17 protein-coding genes are annotated in these 25,280 nt (G+C 47.4%); 7 read left to right on the top strand and 10 right to left on the bottom strand.

Going from position 1 to position 25,280, the window contains the following annotated elements; all coding sequences use genetic code 11:
* Positions 1–152: 152 nt before the first annotated feature.
* From LZZ85_RS07690 to uvrC, 6 genes are all read left to right on the top strand, one after another.
* A complete protein-coding gene (locus tag LZZ85_RS07690) occupies positions 153–734 on the top strand; it encodes an RNA polymerase sigma factor (RefSeq protein WP_237870299.1) in 582 nt (193 codons plus the stop codon).
* 26 nt (positions 735–760) lie between these two features.
* The gene (locus LZZ85_RS07685; RefSeq protein ID WP_237870296.1) at positions 761–2,191 is read left to right on the top strand and encodes a hypothetical protein; all 1,431 of its coding nucleotides are present in this window, start codon (positions 761–763) and stop codon (positions 2,189–2,191) included.
* A gap of 299 nt (positions 2,192–2,490) precedes the next feature.
* Positions 2,491–5,574 (top strand): SusC/RagA family TonB-linked outer membrane protein, encoded by a 3,084-nt coding sequence (locus LZZ85_RS07680; RefSeq protein ID WP_237870294.1) that lies wholly within the window; start codon positions 2,491–2,493, stop codon positions 5,572–5,574.
* An 18-nt stretch (positions 5,575–5,592) separates the two neighbouring features.
* Positions 5,593–7,071 (top strand): hypothetical protein, encoded by a 1,479-nt coding sequence (locus LZZ85_RS07675; protein ID WP_237870292.1) that lies wholly within the window; start codon positions 5,593–5,595, stop codon positions 7,069–7,071.
* Between the two features lie 143 nt (positions 7,072–7,214).
* The gene (locus LZZ85_RS07670; protein WP_237870290.1) at positions 7,215–7,784 is read left to right on the top strand and encodes a hypothetical protein; all 570 of its coding nucleotides are present in this window, start codon (positions 7,215–7,217) and stop codon (positions 7,782–7,784) included.
* 2 nt (positions 7,785–7,786) lie between these two features.
* The gene (gene uvrC, locus LZZ85_RS07665; RefSeq protein WP_237870288.1) at positions 7,787–9,601 is read left to right on the top strand and encodes an excinuclease ABC subunit UvrC; all 1,815 of its coding nucleotides are present in this window, start codon (positions 7,787–7,789) and stop codon (positions 9,599–9,601) included.
* Positions 9,602–9,969: 368 nt separating this feature from the next.
* Here uvrC and porN read toward each other — a convergent pair whose 3' ends face one another.
* The 8 genes from porN to LZZ85_RS07625 form a co-directional block, all read right to left on the bottom strand.
* Positions 9,970–10,998 (bottom strand): type IX secretion system ring subunit PorN/GldN, encoded by a 1,029-nt coding sequence (gene porN, locus LZZ85_RS07660; RefSeq protein ID WP_237870286.1) that lies wholly within the window; start codon positions 10,996–10,998, stop codon positions 9,970–9,972.
* 11 nt (positions 10,999–11,009) lie between these two features.
* Positions 11,010–12,542, bottom strand: coding sequence for a type IX secretion system motor protein PorM/GldM (porM, locus tag LZZ85_RS07655; protein ID WP_237870284.1), 1,533 nt, complete (start codon positions 12,540–12,542; stop codon positions 11,010–11,012).
* Between the two features lie 94 nt (positions 12,543–12,636).
* The gene (gene porL, locus LZZ85_RS07650) at positions 12,637–13,464 is read right to left on the bottom strand and encodes a type IX secretion system motor protein PorL/GldL (RefSeq protein WP_237870282.1); all 828 of its coding nucleotides are present in this window, start codon (positions 13,462–13,464) and stop codon (positions 12,637–12,639) included.
* A gap of 126 nt (positions 13,465–13,590) precedes the next feature.
* On the bottom strand, positions 13,591–14,892 hold the full coding sequence (gene porK, locus LZZ85_RS07645; protein ID WP_237870280.1) for a T9SS ring complex lipoprotein PorK/GldK: 1,302 nt from the start codon (positions 14,890–14,892) through the stop codon (positions 13,591–13,593).
* 334 nt (positions 14,893–15,226) lie between these two features.
* Positions 15,227–17,338, bottom strand: a complete 2,112-nt coding sequence (locus LZZ85_RS07640) for a thioredoxin domain-containing protein (protein ID WP_237870278.1) — start codon at positions 17,336–17,338, stop codon at positions 15,227–15,229.
* Between the two features lie 179 nt (positions 17,339–17,517).
* Positions 17,518–18,312, bottom strand: coding sequence for a uroporphyrinogen-III synthase (locus tag LZZ85_RS07635; RefSeq protein WP_237870276.1), 795 nt, complete (start codon positions 18,310–18,312; stop codon positions 17,518–17,520).
* Positions 18,313–18,351: 39 nt separating this feature from the next.
* The gene (locus LZZ85_RS07630) at positions 18,352–19,332 is read right to left on the bottom strand and encodes a DUF4271 domain-containing protein (RefSeq protein WP_237870274.1); all 981 of its coding nucleotides are present in this window, start codon (positions 19,330–19,332) and stop codon (positions 18,352–18,354) included.
* A 200-nt stretch (positions 19,333–19,532) separates the two neighbouring features.
* Positions 19,533–21,329 carry a POTRA domain-containing protein gene (locus LZZ85_RS07625; RefSeq protein WP_237870272.1) on the bottom strand — a complete coding sequence of 599 codons (1,797 nt, stop codon included), beginning with the start codon at positions 21,327–21,329 and terminating at the stop codon, positions 19,533–19,535.
* A 92-nt stretch (positions 21,330–21,421) separates the two neighbouring features.
* On the opposite strand from LZZ85_RS07625, the gene hemW reads away from it, so the two are divergent.
* Positions 21,422–22,582 (top strand): radical SAM family heme chaperone HemW, encoded by a 1,161-nt coding sequence (hemW, locus tag LZZ85_RS07620; RefSeq protein ID WP_237870270.1) that lies wholly within the window; start codon positions 21,422–21,424, stop codon positions 22,580–22,582.
* A 122-nt stretch (positions 22,583–22,704) separates the two neighbouring features.
* Here hemW and LZZ85_RS07615 read toward each other — a convergent pair whose 3' ends face one another.
* Together LZZ85_RS07615 and LZZ85_RS07610 are read right to left on the bottom strand one after the other, a co-directional pair.
* Positions 22,705–23,751 (bottom strand): NAD(P)H-dependent glycerol-3-phosphate dehydrogenase, encoded by a 1,047-nt coding sequence (locus tag LZZ85_RS07615; protein WP_237870268.1) that lies wholly within the window; start codon positions 23,749–23,751, stop codon positions 22,705–22,707.
* 138 nt (positions 23,752–23,889) lie between these two features.
* Positions 23,890–25,266, bottom strand: a complete 1,377-nt coding sequence (locus LZZ85_RS07610) for an efflux RND transporter periplasmic adaptor subunit (protein WP_237870266.1) — start codon at positions 25,264–25,266, stop codon at positions 23,890–23,892.
* Positions 25,267–25,280: the final 14 nt, after the last annotated feature.

Here is a 25,280-nt window from a genome sequence, read left to right as displayed (position 1 = left end):
ATTCTACCTCACTAGAATTCCGGACAACGGACAACGGTCAACGGTCAACGGACAACGATCACCAAATAACCGCCATTCATCATCGATTTTCCCCACTCACGCAGCATTTGTATTTGAAAATTGTCTAACTTACAGGCAACCAAACGGGATATATGACCGAGGAAGCCATTTTAAAAGGCTGTTTGAACAACGAAGCATCTGCGCAAAGGGAACTGTACAATAAGTACAGCGCCAAAATGCTCGCAGTATGTTATCGATACGCTCATAATCGCGAAGACGCGGAGGACATGCTTCAGGAAGGCTTTATAAAAGTCTTCTCCCAGGTGCATACTTTCGAGAATCGCGGAGCATTCGAAGGTTGGATCAGGCGGATCATGGTTCACACCTGTATCAACATCCTGAAGAAAAATAAAAAGTTCAACGAAAGTGTTGACATCATTCACGCTACCGGTGTTCAGGTGAGGGAAGACAGTGTGCCAGCCATTGTACAGGCAAAGCAGGTAGTGGAATGTATCCGCCTTCTTCCCATCGGATACAGAACCGTGCTCAACCTTTATGCCGTAGAAGGGTACAGCCACCGTGAGATCGCCACCGTGTTGGATATTGAAGAAAGTACTAGCAGGAGCCAGTATACCAGAGCCAAATCAATGCTTGAAGATATATTGATCCGCAAGAGAATTATACAAAAACCAAAACAAGACTTTGAATGGCTTGCAGCAGTCAGCCAGCGGTAGAGTTCGTACCTAAATAGTAACTGGTTATGGAGAGCAACTACAGCAACAGGGATTTTGAGCAGTTTGTAAAACAGAATGCTGATGAGTACCGGATGTTCCCGTCTGAAAAGGTATGGAGTGGCGTCAATAACGCGCTGCATACACGCCGCAGATGGACTGGATTCGGACTGGCATTCCTGTTATTGCTCACCGGTGGAGCTGTAAGCTGGGTAATGACAATGTACCCTGTTTCCAAAAAATCTCAGGACATCGCCTCTATCAAATCCAGCAACTCTTCGACAGACAGCGAATCTTCTTCAAACGAATCTATAGCGACGGCACCTGAAAAAAAGAAAGCCTTAAAAAAAATACCGGGTATACTTCCTTTCACGGAAGAACAAACGAACAGGCAGTCGACCCAGGCAGATGAACAACCAGTGCTCGCTCCTGCTGATGTTCAGTCAGGCGCGGGGCTGATTACTGCAGAACAGCCTTCGGCTGCTGCTCCCGCTAACACAGAACAAGTTGAAAGAACCGAGAAAAGCAGTGTTTCACTGCCTTCGGCGAGAGTAAAGCACGCCGATCCTGCCGGTAGCCCTTCCCACAATATCATTAACACCGAACCATTATACAGCCCGGTGGCAATTTCTGAAAAGACAACGAGCCGCGAACATAATATCACGTTGCCAGGAATGCCTGAACCACCATTGACCATTGAAAGCGTGGTGAATTCCTTTAAACATGAGCGCGAACGCAAAAAGATCAGCTGGCAGATCTTTATTACACCAACGATCAGCTACCGCAAACTTGGAGTTAACACCGCTTTTAATAATGCAATAGGATCCGGTTATCCGTTCTCTCCTGCACTGACGGACGTCAACAAAGCAGTAACACATAAACCAGACATTGGTCTTCAGCTAGGATTTACAGCCCGCTATCCTGTTTCGAAAGTAGTAAACCTGAGAGGTGGCCTTCAGTTCAATGTAAACCGTTATGATATCAAGGCATTCAGCTCCTCCGGAGAAATGGCAACGATCGGCCTGAACAGTCCTGTTCCCGGGCACAGTTCAGTGGTTGCATTTACCCGTTACCGCAATTACAACGGATATCAGACCGACTGGCTGAAAAATCTTTATTATTCTATTTCTGCTCCTGTCGGCGTTGAGGTTAAAGTGCTTGGTAACAAGAAAACAAGCTTTGGCGTAGCAGGTACCATCCAGCCTACGTATGTGATCAGCAATGGAGCGTATCTGATTTCAACCGATTATAAGAATTATGCAAAAGTGCCCTGGCTCACGCGCAACTTCAATATGAGCACAGGCTTTGAAGCTTTTGTAAATTATACACGTGGCAATACACAGTGGCAGGTTGGCCCACAGGTGCGTTACCAGCTTCTTTCCAGCTTTGAAAATAAATACCCGGTTAAAGAGAACCTGTTTGACTTTGGTGTGAAGATCGGAGTTACGCTGAACCAGTAAACGATTGTTTACGCTGGTGCTTAATGACGGCTGCGCATACTGCCATATGTCTGCGATTTGCTGATGCATGAATTCAAATGCGATACCTGCATTTAGATATATTGCCATTGCTTGCCCCACGCCGGATTCCGGCAAACAACTTATTCACGTAATTTTTTTAGTTGCCCGTCTGTTCCTTCTACCGGAACGACAGGAATGTTCACATTGTGGCTGATGATGATGCAGATCTGAATTTGCACGTTCGGGAGGTCTTGCCATAAGATCAAGCTTTTTCCCTGTAACATCAAAACCACATTCACATGAGAAAACTTGCAATTGCAATGCTTGCATTGTGTGCCATTTTTATGCCGGCCACAGCACAGCAAAAGAAGATCACCGGTAAGGTCCTTGACGGTGACGCCCACCCCGTGCCGGGAGCCTCAGTAACCATCAAAGGTGCATCATCGGGCACCGTCACTGATGGAGGAGGAAGCTTTTCACTCAACACCAGTCAAGGGGCAACACTGGTCATTTCAGCTGTCGGTTATTCACCCTATGAACTGAAAGTAGGAGCCGGGGCAGATTATTCCGTCACCCTTACGACCGAAAGCCAGACGCTGACCGATGTTGTTATCACCGGCGTAGCCGGGTCCACCTCGCGAAAGAACCTCACCGTTTCTGTAACGAAGGTCAACGAAGCACAGTTAAAAGCCGTACCAGGCTTATCCATTTCATCAGCATTGACCGGTAAGGTGGCCGGCCTGAGAACATCTTCCGTGGGAGGAGCTCCGGGACAGCAGGTGGATCTGCTTCTTCGGGGAGACAATGTCCTTAACGTAAGCGCTTCTCCGCTCATTCTGCTGGATGGGATTATCATGCAGGGCAGCCTTGCCGATATCAATGTGGATGATGTTGAATCAATTGAAGTCGTAAAAGGTGCGGCAGCAGCAGCATTGTATGGTTCCCGCGCCGGTAACGGAGTACTGTCAGTTACCACCAAGAGAGGTAAGGATGGCCTTTCCGGCAAACCGCAGGTAATTATCCGGAACGAAGTTGGCTTTCAAAACCTGCAGCATTACTACGAAACATCAAAGTCACATTTCTACAACCTCGCGTCTGACTGGGAATCAGTGCAGGGATTGTACACCAAGTATGCCGGCGTAACATACCCCGCGGGCTATGAAGGCGGATATGTACCGAATACCGGTGCAGGTGCCATTCAGGGAACTCCCACGATCAAAGCCGATGGTTATATGGATAACCCGTATGGATCCTACCGTTTCAACCCCGGTGACATATTCAAAACAGGTATCTCTTACACGAACTATGTTGGCGTATCAAACAGATCCGAAAGAAACAACATCTTCCTGTCGTTTGAAAATAACGAACAACAGGGCGTTGTGAAATACCGTGATGGCTACTCCAGACAAAACTTCCGTTTCAATATAGACCAGCAGGTCACCCCATGGCTGAAAGTAAGCGCAACTAATTTATTCATCAAAAGAAGCGTACAGGCACCTTCCGGTGTATTCTATAACGTAGCCCGGATGAAACCGGATGCGAACCTTTTTGCAAAGAACCCGGATGGCTCTGATTATAATTTCAGGATAGATCCTTTCAACGGTGAGATCACCAATCCGCTTTATGCACTGTATAATCAAAAAGCGACCAACCAGTCTCGCAGATGGATGGGGAACTATACCGCAAATTTCAAATTCACCAATTGGGCCAACCTCGATGTGACACAGACATTTGAAATTGAAAACAACCGTGCCGAATCTATCAATCCAAAAAATACCTATAACGCCAACTACGTGTATACCGGAGGAAGCTTAAGCCAGTCGAGCAGTGAGACCAGTACACAGAACACTCAGGTCACACTTAATCTTACCCAACAGTTCGGCGACCTGAATATAAGAGGTAAACTTTCTTACCTGTATGAAGACCGTCACTTTGAAAGTACAAGTGTCAGCGGTTCCCAATTCTCCTATGTTAACATTGAAAACTTCGATAATCTGCTTACGCAAAACGGAGGAGGCTCAGAGAAAACAAATGAAAGAGCGCAGAACTATTTTGCCATCCTGGGCTTGAATTATAAGGACAAGTACCTGTTTGATGGAATGTTCCGCTATGACGGATCGTCTCTTTTCGGACCTGAATCACGCTGGAATTCTTACTACAGATTATCGGGAGCCTACAGGATCTCTAAAGATTTCCATATAGACGGTATTGATGAATTAAAGGTCCGTGCTGCATACGGAACCGCAGGTATACGTCCGAGTTTCTACTGGCAGTATGAGATCTTTGAATGGAATGCACGCGGAGCGGCGGCACCCGCCCAGACAGGTAACCCGAAACTGAAACCTTCAAATACTGCGGAAACAGAGATTGGGTTGAATGTAGACTTCCTGAAGAAATTCACTTTTGAAGGCACCTATGCCCGCTCTGTCACCTCCGATCAGTTCCTCAGCGTACCACTGGTGCCATTCCTGAATTTCGGTTATAACAGGCAATGGCAAAATGCAGGAAAGGTGGAGTCGAAAACACTTGAGTTTACGCTCGGCGCAAACTGGGTAAGCAAGAAAGATTTCTCCTGGAACAGTAATATCGTATTCTCACGTGTCCGTCAGAGAATTACAGAATTGCCGATTCCCGCATACTGGCTCTCTCCGCAAAGTGGTGACGTAAACGCCTTCCGTGTCGAACCAGGGGAAGTATATGGCGCTATTTATGGCCATAAGATGGTCCGCTCACTTGACCAGATGGGAAAGCAACTCCCAGCCGGCGGTAATATCGCAGACTATGTAGTGAACAACGAAGGATATGTGATCCTCAAAGGAACAGAAGGAACCAATAATGAAAGACCGATCCTCTACCAGGAAAACGGGTCGGTATGGCTTGGCAAGATCGGAGATGGTAATGCCAAATTCAATATGGGACTTGCAAACACACTCAACTACAAAGGGTTCTCGTTTTACTTCCTGCTTGACTGGAAAAATGGCGGTGACATTTACAACAGTAACGGACAGCGGATGGCATTCAATAACGTAAGTAAACTGCAGGACATGTCCGATGTTCCGGCCGATCAGAAAAAAGCAGCGTCTTACTGGAGCGTGGGAATGTATGATGCAAACTTTGCCAATTCATACTGGGTAGAAGATGGCAGCTACTTAAAATTGAGAGAAGTCGCTTTTGGATATACCATTCCTGCAAAAGCATTTAACAATTTCCTCAATGGCACGATCAAAGGCATTACCCTTAAAGCGGTAGGGCGCAACCTGCACACCTTCACCGGTTACTCAGGATATGACCCCGAAGTGGGAACAGTCCGCCAGCCCATCGATGGCATAGGAGCTAACCCGATCTATCGTACTGTATCATTCTCCCTGGGAATCAATTTGTAAATGAAAAAGCTTTAAAACATGAAAAAGATCAATAAATTCTTATTAACGGCCCTCGTCGCCTCGGGTTTGTTATCCGGATGCAAGAAGATGGATGTTATCAATGAGAACCATCCCAATTCAGGTATCGTTTACAACTCCGGTTCTGACGTGGAAAGCGTTGCGTCCGCAATGTTCAATACCATTTTCCAGGGTCAGCACTATTCAAACGGTGTAGAAGCCATGCTCGCAACCGCAGCAGACCACGCAACGTGTTCATGGGGCAATTTCGGGATGCGGGACCTTTCTTTCGAACCAAGAGATGTGGCCTGGAATAACTCCCCTGCCTATGCAAATGCCGGTCAGTTAAAATTTACTTATGACCGCTATTACTCTTCGATCGTTACAGCGTCGAATGTTCTGAAAGCCCTCAATTCAGGAGTGGTGATCGGCGGCTCCGGCGATGCCCGCGCAAAAGCTTTTGCGAAATTCGCATTAGGACTGGCTTATGGAAACATGGCGCTGGTATTTGACAAGGTACATATCGTAGATGACACAAAAAGCGCGGAAGGCGTACTCGCTACCGCCAGCCCTTACAAGGATGTTGCAACCGCAGCCATTGGCTATCTTACCGAAGCGATCGCCCTGACCGATGGAAGTTTTTTCATCCCCGCAAGCTGGCTTGGAACGCCTGCAGACGTATCCGGTAATGATTTTAAAAAGATCATCAACACCTGTGCCGCACGTATTCTCTCTTATCTTCCCCGGAATAAAACTGAGCTGGCTGCCGTTGACTGGAACAGGGTGAAGACCTTCGCCGACGCAGGCATGACATCCTCATGGATCATCCAGATGGACGGAACCAGCAAGTGGTATATGGAAGCCGGTGACTATCTGACCTATCCGGGCTGGGGACGCACTGATATGCGCGTTGTAAATCTGATGGCTCCTACCTTGCCCGCTCACTGGGAGGATAATTTCTCTTTCCCACATCCCGCTGAACCCATTGCCCCACTGGACAACCGTCTGAAAACAGATTTCCAGTATTTAGGTTCCAATGACTTTCTCGCCGCACGCGGCTATTATCATTTTTCCTGCTACAGGAATAAACGGTATGATGACGTTTATACAAACGGAGTCGGACCAAAAGCAACCATCATGAGCGTAGAAAATGATATGCTGAAAGCTGAAGCCCGGGCTTACACCAATGATCTGACCGGCGCCGCAGCCATTATCAATGCGGGTACCCGCGTCACCAGAGGGAATATGGCTGCTGTGGCGCCTACCCTTACCGCCATCGTCAATGCCATTCACCATGAACGGCAGGTGGAAATGTATACCACAGGCTCCGGCATTCAGTACTTCGAAATGAGAAAGCTCGATCTTCTCCAAAAAGGAACACCGCTGCATTTCCCGATCCCGGGCGCTACACTGCAGTTGTTCGGCGAAACGACTTTTTACACATTCGGTACGGTAGCCAAAGCAGACGGCACCGGCACATCCAACACCGGCTGGAGATAAAAATATCATCAACGGCTTCCTGTGTCAAAAAACGCCCCGCATCGCCGGGGCGTTTTTCTTATCACCACACCCCATAAAGTCGCCCTGTTATCCGCCCGGAGATCAAACAGAAGCCTTAATTTCGCAACAGAAAGGATCTAACGATGAAAAAAACAAGTTTAGGTTTAACAGTTTCTCTCCTGCTGCTTCTCTCCTGCAAATCCTCAAAAGAAAATGAGGAGGCAGGTTTTTTCCCTATTCTGCCGATCCTTCAAAGCCAGGTAGCAAAAGTAGACACCACCCTGAACTCCATCAGGCAGTACGTGTTTGCAGACAGCAGTCATGTAGATACTATTTTCGTACACCGGAATCAATTCAGAGCACTGGCCCAGGATTTTCTGAGCCTTCCGGATATCGCCACAGAAGATTACCAGGACCGGTATAAAGAGACCACCCAGTTTGACGAAACGCTAAACCGGGCCATTTTTACCTATGTACCGGTAAATGCAGACAAAGAGATCATACAACGCCAGGAAGTGCTGATCAAACCTGAAGGCAGTGGTGACCAGATCACTTCAATCATCGTGAATACAGTTAACAATACAAAAGACAGTGCCATACAAAGACGAATGCTGTGGCAGGTGGATAAAAGTTTCCAGGTGACCACTACCCGCCAACTGGTCGGCCAACCGGCCGTTACCACCACCGTCAAAGTTGTATGGGATGAGGAGTAGACATGACAGCAGCAGAATTTCAGCAATTAGCCCCCGGCATTCCGCTTCAGCCCGGGATCTACAAATACTATGATTCTTCCAATTCCCTCATTTATGTGGGTAAGGCCAAAAGTATACGCAAACGCGTAAGCTCCTATTTCAATAAGAACCTGAACAGTTACAAAACACATGAGCTGGTCCGCAGGATCCACCACATCGAGTTTACGATCGTAAACTCCGAGCAGGATGCCTTTCTGCTGGAGAACTCACTGATCAAGGAGTTTCAACCGATCTTCAATATCAACCTGAAGGATGACAAGACCTATCCCTTCATCGTGATAAAGAATGAGCCTTTCCCAAGAGTATTCCTTACGAGAAAAAAAATACCGGATGGCTCTGAATATCTCGGGCCTTACACGTCGGTAAAAAAAGTAAGGGAGCTGATCGAATTCACGCGGCAGACGATCCCCCTGCGGAATTGTTCACTGAACCTGACGGAAAAAAATATCCGCGAAAAGAAATTCAAGGTCTGCCTGGAGTATCACCTCGGCAATTGTAAAGGCCCCTGCGAAGCACATCAGACAGAAGAAGGATACCGTGAGAATATTGAACAGCTGAAGAACCTGCTCAGGGGAAACCTGACGCCGGTATTAAAACATTTCCGGGATGAAATGAAGCGATTTGCGGCAGACATGCGCTTTGAAAGAGCGGAGATCACCCGGAAGAAAGTTGAATTCCTGGAGAACTACCAGGCCCGCTCTGTAGTGGTGAGCACACGCACCGGCGACATGGATGTATTCTCCCTTGTAAAAGATAAGGAGGTGGCTTTCGTCAACTTCCTGATGGTGCGCAATGGCGCGATCGTGCAGACACACACCACCAAAGTAGAAACACATCTTGACGAAAGCCCGACCGAGATCCTCAGCTTTTCGGTCGCACAACTGCGGGACACGTTCAATAGCGAAGCAACCGAAGTGGTGGTGCCCTTTGAGATCGAATATCCGCAGACAGAACTGACGATCACCATTCCCAAAGCGGGCGACAAAAAAAAGCTCCTGGAGCTTTCTGAAAAAAATGCAGATTATTTTATAGAAGAGATCAAAAACAAAGCAAGGCTTCAGTTGTCCCGCAATACAGACAAGATCAAAATACTGGAACAATTGCAGGCCAACCTGCAACTTCCTTCCCTCCCGCTGCACATCGAATGTTTTGATAACTCCAACTTCCAGGGGAGCTATCCCGTGTCGGCGATGGTTTGCTTTAAGAATGGGGAACCCAGCAAAAAAGATTACCGGCATTTCAACGTAAAGACGGTGGAAGGCATCAACGACTTTGCGTCGATGAAAGAGGCCGTTTACAGGCGATATAAGCGCCTCCGCGACGAAGAGCAGGCTTTTCCTCAATTAGTCATTATCGACGGCGGAAAGGGCCAGCTAGGCGCTGCATTGGACGCTATCAGGGAGCTTGGCCTCCTCGGTCAGTCAACATTCGTCGGTCTCGCTAAAAATGAAGAAGAGATCTTCTTCGCCGGAGATCAGGAATCGCTGAAACTCCCTTACAACAGCGAAAGCCTGAAACTTGTACGCCGCATCCGCGATGAAGTACACCGTTTCGGCATCACGTTTCACCGACAGAAGCGCAGTAAAGGCACTTTCAAAAATGAGCTGGAAGATATCAGCGGTATTGGTAAAGCAACAGCAGACATGCTATTGAAAGAATTCCGTTCAGTGAAAAATATCAGGGAGAAAACGGAAGAAGAGATTGCGGCAGTGATCGGAAAGGCTAAGGCGGGGATTGTGCAGAAGTATTTCAGCGGCAACGATGGCAACGACGGCTGATGACCGATGGCCGAGCTCCGCAAATCGATAAAGAGTAGAAATGAAGAAGCCTGCCGATGTCGGCAGGCTTCTTTAAATATATTAGCTCGGGGTGCGGCCATCGGTCATCAGCCACCAATCCCTCTAAGAAATTGTTTCACTTAAAGACAAAAAAAATGGGGCCAGGATAGAAATCCAGCCCCGTTTTTAAAATCCAATATCCTATGAAAAACCGAGACGAAAATACAACATTTTCCCTATTTTCCTAGTGACAGCCGACGATTTTTCAAACTTTTTTTAATTAATTATAAATGAAATCTTTAAATACAGAAAAAGCCCCGTGACCGGGGCTTTTTCTGATAGATATGTTTTTTTTATACTGGTAGCTGTTAGTAAGACCAGAGGTCTTGCTCGTAGTTAAAGATCTTCTCTTTGATCGCATCGCCTTCCAGCAATGCCAGGATCGGATCTTTAATATACATTCTGATATTACGGTTAGCAGAGTTATCAATAGTCGACTTCACGATATAGCTGCTGAACATACGGCTTTCGAACAATTCTTCCCAGGTCATACGGCTGTTACCCATGTTCTTAGGGTTGTACACCTCGTATTTTGTCAGGATTGAACGCAGATCCGGATAGTAGACCCAGAACATCACTGTTGAGCCTGGTCTTTCGCGACCATCAGGCATGAACTGTGTTTTCAGCGGTGCGATACCAAGGATCCTGCAGAACAGGCGGCTTGATTCGCGGTCAAATACCCATTCTTCCTTGATACGCAGTTTCAATACTGTTTTGGGGTCGAATGAACTACGTGTTACCACATAGCGGACTACTTTGCTTGGGTCATTGGGGTCAACCTGAGGGGTTGTGTCCACCGCACCGGCACTGGCTTGTGTAACTGATTCACCGGTGATCGGCGTGGTAAAGCGGTCGTCTTCAAACGCAGTAACCTGGCCTGAAGTAACAGCTTTCATCAGGATGTTGATGAACATCTGGCTGCCGTTGTCGCTTTCTGCTTCGTAGCGGAAGGTCTGGTTCATCTTTTCACGGAGGTCCAGCTCTCTCCACACTTTTTCAGCAAAGAGGGCGTCATCAGCTCTCAGGTGCTCATAATCCAATGGCGTACGTGCATTCACGCTGCTTTTATCGTATGCGTTCTCGTTGCGGAGCGATTTCTTTACAGCCGTATCACTTGCGAGAGAGGCTGAATCCACTACAATCGGAATGTTTCCATAAGGATTATAGTTGGAAGGCGGAGCAGTGTTATTATTCTGCTGCTGCGTCTCCTGTTGCTGCTGATTAGCAGGCGGGTTTGTACCTGTCCTGCGTCGGCCGGAACGTTGAGCATCAGCATCCGTAACAACCATGGCGCTAACCGCCAGCAACAAACAACTCTTGATAACAATGCTTTTCATCTTCAAATCTTTTATTTGATGTAGTAAACCAGTGAAGGCAACTTCTGTGTTCTTCCGTCAGGTCCAACTGCGCGGATCTCATCTACTGTTACGGTTCTTCCAGGACCCAGTTTGCGGATAATGCTCTGCGCTTTGCCATCAAACATGTTTCCTTTCACCGGAGCTTCCTCGATATCACCGTCAGGATTGTCGGCAGTCAGTGTGAAGCTTGTAACGGCATATCTCAGGTTCAGCGGGAAGTCCTTAATATAAGCACCCACACCAGTCTGAGCTTTGAATGCACCTGCAGCTACGTTCTCACCGCTTGGGTATCCACCGATCGTGCCTACAGGCTGAGGGATGGTACGTACACGGAATTTTGTACTTGCTGCCGGTTTGCCGTCAACTGAAACGTTGATCATACAATCATCAGTTACGCTGTTCACTTTTGCGATGTAATGACCACCGCCTGTTTTAGTGATAGAACCGCCACCACCGGCAATGCTTACAGAAACTTTATCGTCTCCGCCGCCGCTCGCAGCAACAGTGATCTTATTTTCGTAACCGATATAAAGTACGTTCATTTCGTCAAGTGCAATAGACGCTGAAGATTGACCTACAGTATAAGGAATCTCCTTTTTTATGGTCTGCTGAACTCCATCCTGGTCAACATAGTTGATCACTACAGGAATAGAATGCTGGCCAATACCTGCTGTCGGAACTTTGATACGCGCTGCACCATCTTCGCCGATCGGAACAGATCTGCCGCCGATCACGATGTTTGGCTGAGCTTGTTTACTGAAAGCACCAACACCAGCTGTCACTTCGATCTCCTGACCAGGCATCACGTAGTTTGAGCTCTGACCGATGATCGCAGCATAGGTATCGAACCGTACGGTTACTTTACCAACCTGCTCGTGACAATAAGCAACCACTTTGTTCTCTGAAGTTCTTACGTCATTCTGGAATTTACTCAGGATCGTAAGAGCAGCTACAGTAGGAACCATTCGGAAATACGCCGCTTCCCATGAACTGTTTCCTTTCGCTTCTGTATGAGGTTTTGTAAGATCGATCTGGAGAGTCTTTCCAAACTCTTTTGCGATCAATGAATCAACACCTAATACATCAGTTTTATACTTTGCCAGCATGTCGTAGAGTTTCTGGCCTTCGCCTTTCTCTACCATGATATGTGTGGCAATGTCAAGGTTGTCTTCTTTGAACTTTTTAGTTGCATCCTTTGGATCTCCGCCCGCTTCGGTTAAGATGCGGTCTTTCAATCCCTGGATATAATTAAATACGTTGTTCGAATAGCTGGCTACCTGAGTTGCCTTTGGCTCCCAGATAGTTGCTTTTGCAGCAGACTGAGGGTCAGCCTTCTTCTCTGCCAGAGATTCGAGGATCGTTTTAGTCGAATTGTTTACAGTAGTGTTCGTATTCTGTAAACTATTATTAACCGTCTTAAAGGCATTCAGGATCTCCGATGATACGTTGAGGGCCAGAAGGGCCGTCAACACGAGGTACATCATGTTGATCATTCGCTGCCGCGGCTCCTTAGGTATAGACATGAATTCTTGGTTTTAAAATTAGATAAGGTGACTATCAAAAATCAATGGATACGGGATTTTCAATTATAAGTAATAACGAAACCCTTTGTTAGTTTTAGCTGCGACCCTGCATTGCGCTCAGCATGTTACCATAAACATTGTTCAGGCGGCCCAGATTGTTCGCAAGCAATGCGATCTGATCTTTAGCTTTCTGAGCATCTTCCACGCTACCCTGCATTGCTTTGGAAGCATCAGTCAGGTTGCTGTAGAATTTGTTCATAGCTTTCAGGTGATTGTTGGTGTCCTGCAGTTCCAGCTCGTAGATAGTGTTCAGTGAAGACAGATTTTTTGTCAGCACCTGTACCTGCTCGTGGAATTGCTTTGTACCATCAGCTGCCTGATTGAAGTGTTGAATGCTGCTTGCAGCGCCCAGGTAAGCATCTTTCATGGTACCCAGTGCAGTAGCAGCTTCTTTTGTTTTCTTTGTATAGTCACCGGTAGCGGCTACCACATCAGTGATGTCAGCCATCTTATCTACAGTACCACCGAATTTCTTGAAATTTTCGCCCAGACGACCAAGGTTAGCCGGAGTGATGTCTGCGTCACGCAGCATATCTTCCAGTTTGTTCAGCGCAGGGTTACCATTGTTACCGCCGCCACCGCCGATCGCGAGAGGAGTTGGTTTAAAGTTTGGATCCAGGTCCGGGTGAGTAGTGATACCTGGAAAATATCTTTCCCAATGTGGCTCTTCAGGTGGTTCAACACCAAAGGCCATGATAAGGAATACTACAGCTTCTGCGATCAGGCCGACCATGATTGCATAATCAGATCCTGGCCAGTGCAGGATTTTCATCATCGCAGCGAAGATTACAACGGCTGCAAAGAACGAGAAGAGAAAATTAAGTACTTCCTGACCTTTTTTGGTTTTAAAGAAGCGACGCATAAGGGTTCGTTTTTATGGATTATTAAATTTTAAAAGAGACAAACGGATTAGTAAGAGATTAAACGTCTCGTAAGCAGTTAAATTGTGCGGTGTAAAAAGGGGGTCGCAGACGACCCGTGGAAAATGTTATCTGCGACGACCTTTTTGCGGAGCGGCTGGCAGGTCAATAACACTGCGGAAGCCGATATAAGATTTGGCTGAGTCCTGGTATTCGTAAGTGCTGGTACCTGTCTGCAGGTAGTAACCCACATCTTTCCAGCTACCGCCACGGATGATCTTGCGTTTCATCAGCGGTGGATCGTCGTCTTTTGCATTCCAGCGAACGTCAGGGTTCATATCATGCTGGAAGTTGTTACGACCTTCATAGAAGATAGAAGAAGTCCATTCTGCCACGTTACCTGACATACAGTACAGACCATAATCATTAGGCCAGTATGCATCAGCACGTACAGTATAGAAACCGCCATCTTCAGGATAGTTACCGCGGCCGGGTTTGAAGTTGGCCATCAGACATCCTTTTTTATTGCGGAGGTAATAGTTACCCCATGGGAACATTGATTGTGAACGACCGCCGCGGGCTGCATATTCCCACTGAGCTTCAGTCGGAAGACGGAAGTCAGACTCCTGAACCCGTTTCTTGCTGTCAAGCCATGAGTTCAGCAAGTGTGTTCTCCACTCGCAGAACGCTGTTGCCTGTTTCCAGCTCACACCAACCACCGGATAATTACCGAAAGCCGGGTGAGAGAAATAACGCTTGGTCATTGGCTCGTTGTAAGAATAAGAGAAGTCACGGATCCAGACCAGTGTGTCAGGATAGATCGCTACGTCTTTTTTAATGATGAACTTAGAGCGCGGTCTGCCGGCATTCTCCCTTTTTGCAGCTTCTTTCAGATCAAATGTCTCTGAATGGAAGACCAGCTTGGAAGCATCGATCTCTTTTTTGCCGAAGACACGGTCTTCCGGTGCAAGGATCAGATCAGCCATAGACTCCACCGTCTTAGGGTCATCCCACTTAACGGTGCGCATAGCAGCCCAATCCACATATTCATTACCATCAGCGCCGGCTTTCACTTTACCCATTTTACGGGCAGCTACTGAGTCACGGACCCACTGTACAAACTGACGGTATTCGTTGTTGGTGATTTCTGTTGCATCCATCCAGAATCCACTGATGGAAACGGAACGGTTACGTGCGCTGAAGGCATAAGCCGGATCCTCGTCGCTCGGACCCATGTGGAAGGTACCCTGAGGTATGTATACCATTCCCGGCGGTTTAGGGAGAACATAACGACTGCCTGGAGCTACTCCATGTACCTGGCCATCGTTGGGAAGAGCACTTCCGCTGCTTTTCTTTCCGCCAATTATTCCGCAACTGGACAGCATCGAAACGCTGACAATAGCGAGGATTGCTCGGTTTAGGTTTTTCATTTTCATACACTTAAAGGGTATTGGGCAAATATAATATTTTGGTTTGTTCGTAAGCACAACGTTACAATTTTATTTTATATAGCCAAAACGGATTTTACGACGTAAATATTCAAACGAAACATGACTTGTTTTTATTGCTTTAACACGAAATTAATTGCCCCTCCAGCACTGCCTTCCGGCGGGCGGAGCCGATGACCCATGGCCGCTTTTTTGCTACCCGGAATCATGCTCTCACACGGCCCGGATTACAAAAACGATCAGTGACTCAACGCTATTGTCTATTCCTGCAAATATTTTATTATATGTGTATATCGTATGGATAACTAACCTGCCCTTATACCGTAACAGACTTGTTGATCAACGAGATAGCTTCGTCATATGTGCTGACAGGCTGCTGACAGGCAAAATCCCTGCAAACAAACACCTTTACAGGTCCGCCGGCGCTCTTTCCGTTCAGTAACGGATAGGCAGAAGCCCCGCCGTCGAATCCCATCATCACGGCATGCGGCGTAAAAGCCCGTAATAACCGGTGGTAGATCTCCGATCTTCCGGTTCCTACAATCGCTAATTCTGCCGTCCCGGTTGCCCGTTCCAACACCTGGGAAGCCCAGTATCCGAAAGAAGTTGGATGCCTGACGATCGCCTGGCCCAGCGAATTGACCATCCGGTCGCTCCTTTCCCGCCAGTCCGCCCGGTCAAGCAATATCCCCAGATGATGAAGAACGGAGGCCATGACAGCGTTTCCCGATGCTACTGCCCCATCATACACTTCTTTTTTCCGGATGATCACGTCCGTCTGGTCCTTACCCGTGAAAAAAAAGTACCCGGTCTCCTCTTCGCTGAACTGCTCACTCAAGTGATCCACGATCTTCGCGGCCTCTTCCAGCCAGGTCGCATCCCCGGTGATTTCCTGCAGATGCAGCAAAGCATCTGCCAGAAACGAATAGTCATCCAGAAAGGCCGGGTATTTTGCCTGCTCATTCTTCCAGGTCCATGTATGATAATATCCTCCATCTTCACAGGTAAACTTCTCCAGCAGGAACTTCATATTCGCCACTGCGAGCTCCCTGTACTGCTCGTCTCCCGTGGCAGCAAATGCCTTACTGCAGGCTTTGTTCATGAGCGCATTCCAGCCTAGAATGATCTTGTCATCCAAGGCAGGCCGGACGCGGTGGCTGCGAGCTTCAAGTAAAATATTTTTTCCCCGGGTGATCCGCTGCTTTAATTCATCGGGGGTAAGGGAAAACTGTGTGGCGATCTCTTCCCATGACGACAATACGCGCAGGATGTTCTTTGAACCTGTATGTCCCGGTTCATTCCAGTTGCCTTTTTCAGAAATATCATAATACCCGCAGAATGCCGGCGCCTCCTCAGCAAGCAACTGTTCCACTTCCTCCTTCTGCCATACATAGAACTTTCCTTCCTCCCCTTCACTGTCGGCATCCAGCGCCGCATAAAATCCAAAGCCCGGCGCCATAAGCTCGCGTTTTACAAAGCCGATCGTTTCGCTGATCACCTCAGCGTAACGCTTTTTCCCGGTAAGCTGATACGCTTCTGCCAGTACATCCACCAGCAAGGCATTATCATACAGCATCTTTTCAAAATGCGGCGCCAGCCATTCTGCATCTGTGGAGTAACGGGCAAAGCCGCCGCCAAGCTGGTCATAGATGCCGCCTTCGATCATCTTGTCCAGGCTCAGCAATGCCTGTTGCAAACCGGGTTCCGCGAGCTCCTTAAACTGGTTGCCGGATCCCGTCTTTTTTACATGGTAATATCTCAGCAGATATCGGATCGTAAAGCTCTGCGGGAATTTAGGAGCCCGTCCAAATCCTCCCCAGACCGTATCTGCATTCGTCAGACAGTTCTCCGCGATCTGATCTGTATTTCCGGTGGTGAATACGGCATCACCCTGAGCAGGATTTTGCAAGCCGAAACTATTTGCATTCAGCAGGTGGGTGGTCAGATTATTCGCCTGCGATTCAATTTCCTCCCGTTTTTTGTAAAAACCATTAGCCACGCCCGCAAGCACTTCTTTCCATGAGGCTCTGTTGAACGCCCTTACCGGCGGGAAATAAGTACCGCCATAGAACGGACGTGTATCCGGCGTGAGAAATACATTGAGCGGCCACCCTCCGCTTCCGGACATTGCCTGCACGGCATCCATGTAGATATGATCAAGATCCGGGCGTTCCTCACGGTCGATCTTGATATTGATGAAATGTTCATTCATCAGCTCCGCTGTACTTTCATCTTCAAAGCTTTCGCGTTCCATTACGTGACACCAGTGACAGGCAGCATAGCCGATACTGACAAGGATCGGTTTGTCCTCCTCCTTTGCTCTTTTCAATGCTTCTTCCCCCCATGGGTACCATTGCACGGGATTGTGCGCATGCTGCAGCAGGTAAGGACTCGTTTCGTTGATGAGATGATTGGTATGTTGATGCATGGGTTATTATTGGGACAGTAAATCAGTCAATTGAAATGCCAAACAGGCTTATACCTGTAAAAGTACAACGACTGGGTGTAGGAAGATGTTCCAGAGCTGCTAAGCAGCTCCCGCTACCTCAAAAAAAAAAGGTTTAAGAAGTTTCCTTCCTAAACCTTTCAATATGCTGGATTGACATCTTATTTCTTTTGCACTGCCAGGAACTTATCAAGCGCAGACACCATACTGGGAGCCTGCGGCTGTGGGGCGATAATGTCCAGTTTCAGCCCTGCTTCTTCTGCTGCTTTGGACGTATTGCTTCCAAAAGCGCCGATCACGGTACCGTTCTGCTTGTATTTGGGAAGATTATCGAACAAACTCTTGATGCCGCTTGGTGTAAAGAAACAGATCACATCGTAGTTATTCTCATTCAGCATTTCCGCCACATCATTGCTTTGTGTGCGATACATAAATGCTAGCGCAAATTCGCAATTATTCGATTTGAGCCAGTTTACGATCTCATTATCCTGCTGGTTCTCGGAGCAGACATACAGGAATTTTTCATTTCCCTTGTGTTTGTTGATAACATCAAACATGCTTTTGTTGCTGCCATCAGCTCCGTAGAAAACCTTGCGTTTGCGGTAAAGAATGAATTTTTGCAGGTATAGAGCGACTGCTTCGGTGATACAAAAGTATTTTGTATCCTGCGATACGCTCACTTTCATCTCTTCGCAGGTGCGAAAGAAGTGATCGATAGCATTCCGGCTGGTGAAGATCACCCCCGTAAAGTTCGGAATCTCTATTTTCTGCTTGCGGAATTCGCGCGCAGGGATCCCTTCCAGCCGTATAAACGGCTGAAAATCCAATTGAATTCCGTATTTCCTGGCCAGCTCAAAGTACGGCGACTTGTCACTTTCGGGCCGGGGTTGGGTAATCAGGATTTTTTGAATGTCCTTGGCCAGCGTATCGGCCTTTTTCACACCAGTTGTTGACATGTTGCGGTTCGGCTAAATTGGCTGCAAAGTTAAGCCTTTCTATTTAAAAAAGAATAGTAAAAGCCTGTAAATCAGCAAAAGTGGCGCTGCTTCGAATGCCAGGATGTATAAAAGAAAGTGAAAAAGGTTGAACCTGACCTCATTACGAGCTGCAGCGTAACCTAAAATAAATCTGTACAGGAACAGCATCCCGATGCCTGCCCAGGAAAGTGTCAGCGCAATCGATCTCATTGGCTCGGCGGAAAACGCCAGCAAAGCCAGGAAGGGTAGCAGGAAAATACCGATAACTTTATTGATAATGAAGACGATGAAAATATAGGAATCCGCTGCCTGCCGCACATTGAACATCCATCCGCAAAGTTTCAGCACCAGGAATTTGCCCACATAGATAGCAGCGAGTCCCGCGCAGCAATACAGGTAAAGCACCCAGAAATTGCTCACCGGCCGGACGTTGAAATGAAACAGCAGGAAATTAACGTACAACCCGGTCGCCGACAGGAAAAAGATATTAAAACCCAGTGAAGCCACCGGGGTCTGCATCAGCTGTTCCCGGATCTGCCTTTGCTTCATCGTTGTCTGGAAAAACACCCGGAACAGGTCGCTGAAATACTTCGCGAAAGCAAGTTTAAGCAACGCAAATGCGAGAACAAGCGCCATGATCACATAGAACAGCGTCTCCTTCCCCTTGAATACTTTGAGATTGGAAGGCACCACAAACGGTCTTGTCTTGAAATCAAAAAAAGGATGCAGCCTCATGATCTGCACAGCAAATGGAAGCTCGCTGATCATCTCCCATTGCGGCATACCGACCAGGGGGCGCTCAACTATACTGTCCACTGCGGCCGGCAACACCGTTGCAGTATCCTTCAGGCGGGTAGTATCAGCCGCCACAGTTCGTACCTGCACGACCCTCCTTCCCGTATCTGCAGAAGGCATCCTCGCCGTATCAGCTACAGCCTGCCCGTAAGATTCTATCGAATAAGAAAGGATAACAAGAAATAAGATGAGTAACCTGTGCAAGAAGTATTGGGTTTTGATTTTCCAAAAGTAAGCTAAGAGGAGAAAGGGGCGAAGGAGGAAAAGAGTTTTTTGTTTTTTATTTGTTTCAGTTCTTTATTCCCGGGGAGTTCCCTGTGTTCCCGTATACTCTAACGCGCAATAAAACACTTTAATATTTTCAGCATCCCTCTTTTTCTCCGTTCCTCCCGTCCTTCCCGTATCTAGAAGAAATTCACGAACCCGAAGTGAACTTTGGATTGACGAAGGCTGAATGGCACATCACTTCGCCGGCCAACTGCCCAGGCGAGGTTGAATATCCCGAGTTTGGTTTCGAACGCAAGGCCAAGACCGGAACCTAGATAGGAATAACTGGCGTCAGTGTTCTGCGAGTTATTGCGTCCCCAGCCGCCATCGACGAAGCCATAGAAGAAAGAGTTTTGCCCGATAAGATAACGGTATTCAAGTGTACCGATAGCGAACTGCGAGAGGTACTGGCTTTCTTCATCAAACCCACGTAACAATTTGTAACCGCCGATCTGGAACAACTCATTCCGGAAGACGTTCCCGCTTTGAAAAAAGCCGCCGTTCAATCCGAGCTTGAGTGTGCTTTGCCTTCCTATGGGGAGATACCTCGCAGCGATCACCCTGGTGCGGAATTGATAGGTGTTCAGCTTAACCGTATCATACAATGAATTGAAATCAAACGCAGGGTTTCCCGGATCTTTCAATTCGAGCACTTCATTATTCCGCTTTACTTTTTTGGTACCCGCAGAAGTAATGATACGGAATTCATTTCCTTTTGTCGGATTCATCCGGTAGTTGGTGTTATTGAATTCGTAATCGATCCCAACATTGGTAGAACTGACATCCGCATCATCCGGCAGACGGTAAGTTTGCAGGATATAATTTGTATTTGCACTCGTTACGATCGACTGGAATCGCTGCAGGAACAACTTTCCGGACTGCCTGCTGTCCAGCACATACTGTGCACCTAACTGAAAGTTCACGTTCAGAAAGGAACTATCCTTCCGGAACATATCAAAAGAAAAATCCAGCCCGACCGGAGTATTGAACAGGTATGGATGCCGGTAAATGATATTCAGTCGCGGAGACCTTACCTGTAATTGCTGCCAATTCAGGCCAATGGTCTCTCCGGCACCCAGCGCATTCCTCAATAACAGGTTTGCTTCACCGGTCACCAGTAGTTTTTTCGATGACAGCTGATCATTATTCGGAAGAAATCCAACCAGTATATTCACCTGGCTGCTTTGTTTTTGTTTCAGATACATCTCCAGGAAAGACCCAGAGTTCAGCCAGATCAGTCGTGAAGGGCGTTCTTCTTCCACATAGGACAGTTCACGCATTTTACGGCTTACATTCTGCAGTTTCTGTTTATCGAACGTGCTGCCGTTACGTATGTCAAGAAAGCGTTGCAGGAATTCGGAAGATATTTTCGCATCGCCAACAACACGGATACTGTCGATCCGGTAAACAGGCCCGGGTTCAACTTTCAGCGAAGCCCATACTTTCTCCTGTTCAAGCCGGAAGCTATCGACATACACTTTGCCAAACGGACGTCCATTGTTTTCGAGATGCGTGATGATCTTTTCCTGCCAGCTCTGGACCTGCGCAAAGTCCATCGGTTTGTCAATAAATGCTTTCTCCCTCCATCCGATCGCCGTCAGGATAGCAGGGTCCACCTGGCCTGCATCCAGCTTCCCCCATTCATAGCGATCACCGATATAGATAACAGTCCGGGCAGACGCTGAATCAAAAAAGAGGCTATCGATAGAAGCCGTAACATATCCTTTCATCTGCAATAGCGGCGTAAGCTCATTCATATATGCTATGCATTCGTTCCTCGAATCAAACAGCGTACGGATCCCCAGGGTTGACGTCAGGAATACCGTGTCTTTATCCACCGCCCGCAGCTGCAAAGGATAGCTCCCCTGACCTTTCACCGAAAGGCAGCTCAACAAAATGAGGAGAAAGAAAAGCGGGCGTACTAACTTTGTCATATTTTACTGAACACGGCTGAAGGTTGAAGCATCCTGAAATGTTTTAATATAAACAGGAACAACAGCCAAACAGATCCACTAAACAAATCTACTTGTCTGGCATATATATTCATATTCCTTTTTGCAAACAGGCCTGTCATTATTGCAATTTCCACTTCAGCACATCGCTGCGGTACAAAAACGAACTGATCGCGGCTTTATTGGGCGAGATCAGCCTGACGAAGGATTTCTTTCCGGAAGCGGTGAAGAATGCTGGAGCCGTTGAAACGATCTATTTCGGCGGAGGCACTCCCAGCCTTTGCACGAAGGAAGAGATCGATGCGATCCTTTCACAGATCTCCGCAAGTTTTGAGGTGGCTGCCGGAGCAGAGATCACGCTGGAAGCAAACCCCGACGATATCACCGAAGAGAGGCTGCTGCAATGGAAAGATTCGGGCATTACAAGGCTGAGCATCGGTATTCAGAGCTTTTTTGAAGAAGACCTTGTTTGGATGAACAGAGCACATAATAGCAGCCAGGCCTGGAATAGCTTACAACTGGCGACAAAATATTTCGATAATATCACGATCGATCTCATCTATGGCACTCCCGGGCTCACTGATGATAAGTGGAAACAGAATGTCGATCGCGTGATCAGCCTCGGGATCCCGCATATCTCCTGTTATGCTTTGACGGTTGAGCCCAAAACCCCTTTGCAGAAAATGATCCGCGAACACAAGCTCGCAGACGTAGATCCGGATCATCAGTCCGCGCAATTTCTGCTACTGATGACCTGGCTTGCCGATGCCGGCTTTGAGCATTATGAGATCTCCAATTTCGCTAAACCGGGTTTTCGCAGCAGACATAACTCGTCCTACTGGAAAGGGAAGCCTTACTTCGGATTCGGACCATCAGCGCATTCTTTTGATGGAGAGTCCAGGTGGTGGAATATTGCAAACAATACGACCTATATCCGGTCAATAGAGCAGGGAGCCATTCCGTATGAAAAAGAAGTGCTGACACCGGTGCAGCAGGTGAACGAGATGATCATGATCTCACTGCGGACACTGGAAGGATTGGATACCAGCCGCCTGATACAACAGATAAAAGGGATTGCACAGGATGAGATCCTGCGGATGAAACAAACGATCCTTGAAGAAAGTGCACGTTATATCAGTAACGGATTAATGGTACGGGAGGGGGATTGGCTGCGGCTGACGTATGAGGGAAAGTTGCTGGCGGATGGAATTGCAGCGGATCTCTTTTTTGATTAAAACGGCGTAGCAGTTTTGCAAAGAACAAAAAGGAATCACAAAGACCGCAAAGAGACCTTAGCGCCCCTGGCGGTCCCCTTTCGTTCTTTGCAAAGCTGCTACGGAATACAATAGAAATTTTCTCAGATCATCACCTGTTCGATCTTCTTAAATCCTATCGCGGGATTCACTCCCTCCCATAAGATCTGATAGACCGTTTCGGCAAGCGTCATCGAAGCTTTTACCGACTTATTGATATTGAAAATACATTTCGCGGCATTATAACCTTCCGCCACCATATTCATTTCCAGTTGTGCGGTCCGTACTGAATATCCTTTACCGATCATGTTCCCGAATGTCCGGTTACGGCTGTAAGGAGAATAACAGGTTACCAGCAGGTCACCCAGGTAAACGGATGCCGCATAGTTCGGCGTTTTACGGTGCGTGAATGGATCTTCTTCCCTTTCATGCTCACCTACTACAATATGTTCAGCGCCGAAACTGCGGAGGAATTCCGCCATTTCATCTGCTGCATTTGCGATGTAAACACTCAGGAAATTATCTCCGTATTCGAGGCCATGCGCGATGCCGGCTCCCAGCGCATATATGTTCTTCAGCACGGCGGCATATTGTACGCCAAGAATATCGTGGTTCACGATCGTATTGATATAATCGATCGTAAAATGAGAAGCGATGGTAGAAGCCATGGTGATATCCGTTCCCGAGAAGGTCAGATAAGAAAGCTTTTCCGCCGCCACTTCTTCTGCGTGACATGGCCCCAGAACGGCAAAATAATTTTCAAGCGGAAGATTGAATTTCTGATGGAGATAATAGTTCAGCAGGATATCCTGATCAGGCAGCAGGCCCTTTACTGCGGATACGACACGTTTTCCCTCCCAGTCAGCTGCTGTAAGGTGGCCAATGCTTTGATCAATAAAAGATGAGGGAATAGCGATCACGATGATATCCGATTCCCGAACAACGGTCTGAACGTCCGGAGACATCCGGATCGTTGCCGGATCAAAGTTCACCGAAGAAAGATAGGATGGATTATGCCTGCGTTCCGCAATATGCCTGATATGATTTTCATTTCGCACCCACCAGTTCACCACCTGCTTTTTATCTGTCAGTATCTTGGTCAATGCTGTTGCCCAGCTGCCACTTCCTATTATACCAAAAGTCTGCCCCATGCCTTGTGTTGTTAGTTAGAAGAAACGGATAGGACAAAGATCAGTTTAAAAGTTTAAAGGTTCAAAAGTTTAAAAGTTGAAACCCGAGGATCATCACTTTTAAACTATTGAACCTTTAACTATGAAACTATGGCTGTTTTATTTCTTCTCGAACAGTTGATCCTTTGCCACCACTTTCACCTTCATGCCTTCCTTCATCGTTTTGCTGATGGCTGTATACGGGCCTGTCACCACCTGCTCACCGCCTTTCAACCCGCTGAGAATTTCGATATAGCTCATATCCTGGATGCCGGACCTGACAACCACTTTTTTCACTGTGCCGTCTGCCTGCACAAGGAATACCACTTCCTCAAGTTCATTACTGATAGAGGGAGAGGCTGATGTGGCAGACTCTTCTCCTCCTTTTGCATCCGTTGCCTCTTTCTTTTTATCCTCTACACTCTGATCACTTCCTTTTACCCGTGCATTTACCGCAGTGATAGGAACAGACAGTACATTATCATGACGCTTAGTCTTGATATCTGCACTCGCGTTCATCCCCGGTCTGAAAGGAAATTTCTTTGGCTTTGAAGGATCGATCAGGTCTTTGTAAGAATTGAAATCAAGACGGATCCGTACCTGGTAGTTCGTTACATCATTAGCGCTGGCAGTGGATCCGGTAGTAGCGGATTTTACGCTGCTGGCGATCTGTGTGACCACGCCTTTGAACTTGCGGTTATTGTAAGCGTCTACTTCTATATCTGCTGAGTCACCAATATTCACTTTAACGATATCATTTTCGCCAACATCAACTCTGGCTTCGAGTACACTCATGTCCGCAACGGTCATCATTTCAGTACCAACATTGAAACTGTTACCGGCAACCCGCTCTCCCTTCTTTACCTGCAGTGAAGAGATCACGCCATTCATTGGGGCTACCAGTGTAGTTCTTCCAAGATCTTTATTTGCACGTGTAAGACCTGCCTGCGCCGTTTGTACGCCGGCTTTCAGGCTGCGGATATTTTGCTGTGCCGCATTATAGTTTGCCTGAGCGGAACGCCAGGTGGCTTCCACCTGCTCAAATTCCGATTGAGATATCACTTTCTGATCGTACAGGGATTTATTACGGTCGTACGCCTGCTTCGACTGGGTGAGTGAAGCATTCAATGCTTCAAGTGCGGCTTCATTGTTCGCAACGGTTGCCTGTGACTGGCTGACCTGTGAAGCGGCTTCATCACGGCTGAGCGCATAGATATCTGCAAAGATCTTCGCGAGAACCGTTCCTTTCTTTACACTATCGCCTTCTTCCACATTTAGTTCCACCACTTCCCCGGAGATATCCGGGCTGATCTTTACTTCCACTTCGGGATAGATCTGTCCGCTGGCCGTCACCGTTTCAACGATAGTGCGTTTCCCGACTGCTTCCGCAGTTACTTTTTCGAGACCGTCATCCTTACTGCCAAAGATTTTACTGGCTATGAAAATAACCAGCAGCACACCAAAAATGATCAGTATCCATTTTACAGCCTTCTTCATAATATCTCCCTGAA

This window comes from Terrimonas ginsenosidimutans (assembly GCF_022012415.1).
Lineage (GTDB): Bacteria > Bacteroidota > Bacteroidia > Chitinophagales > Chitinophagaceae > Terrimonas_A > Terrimonas_A ginsenosidimutans.
Note: the sequence above shows the minus strand (reverse complement) of the source record. Positions and strands in the feature narration are given on the sequence as shown.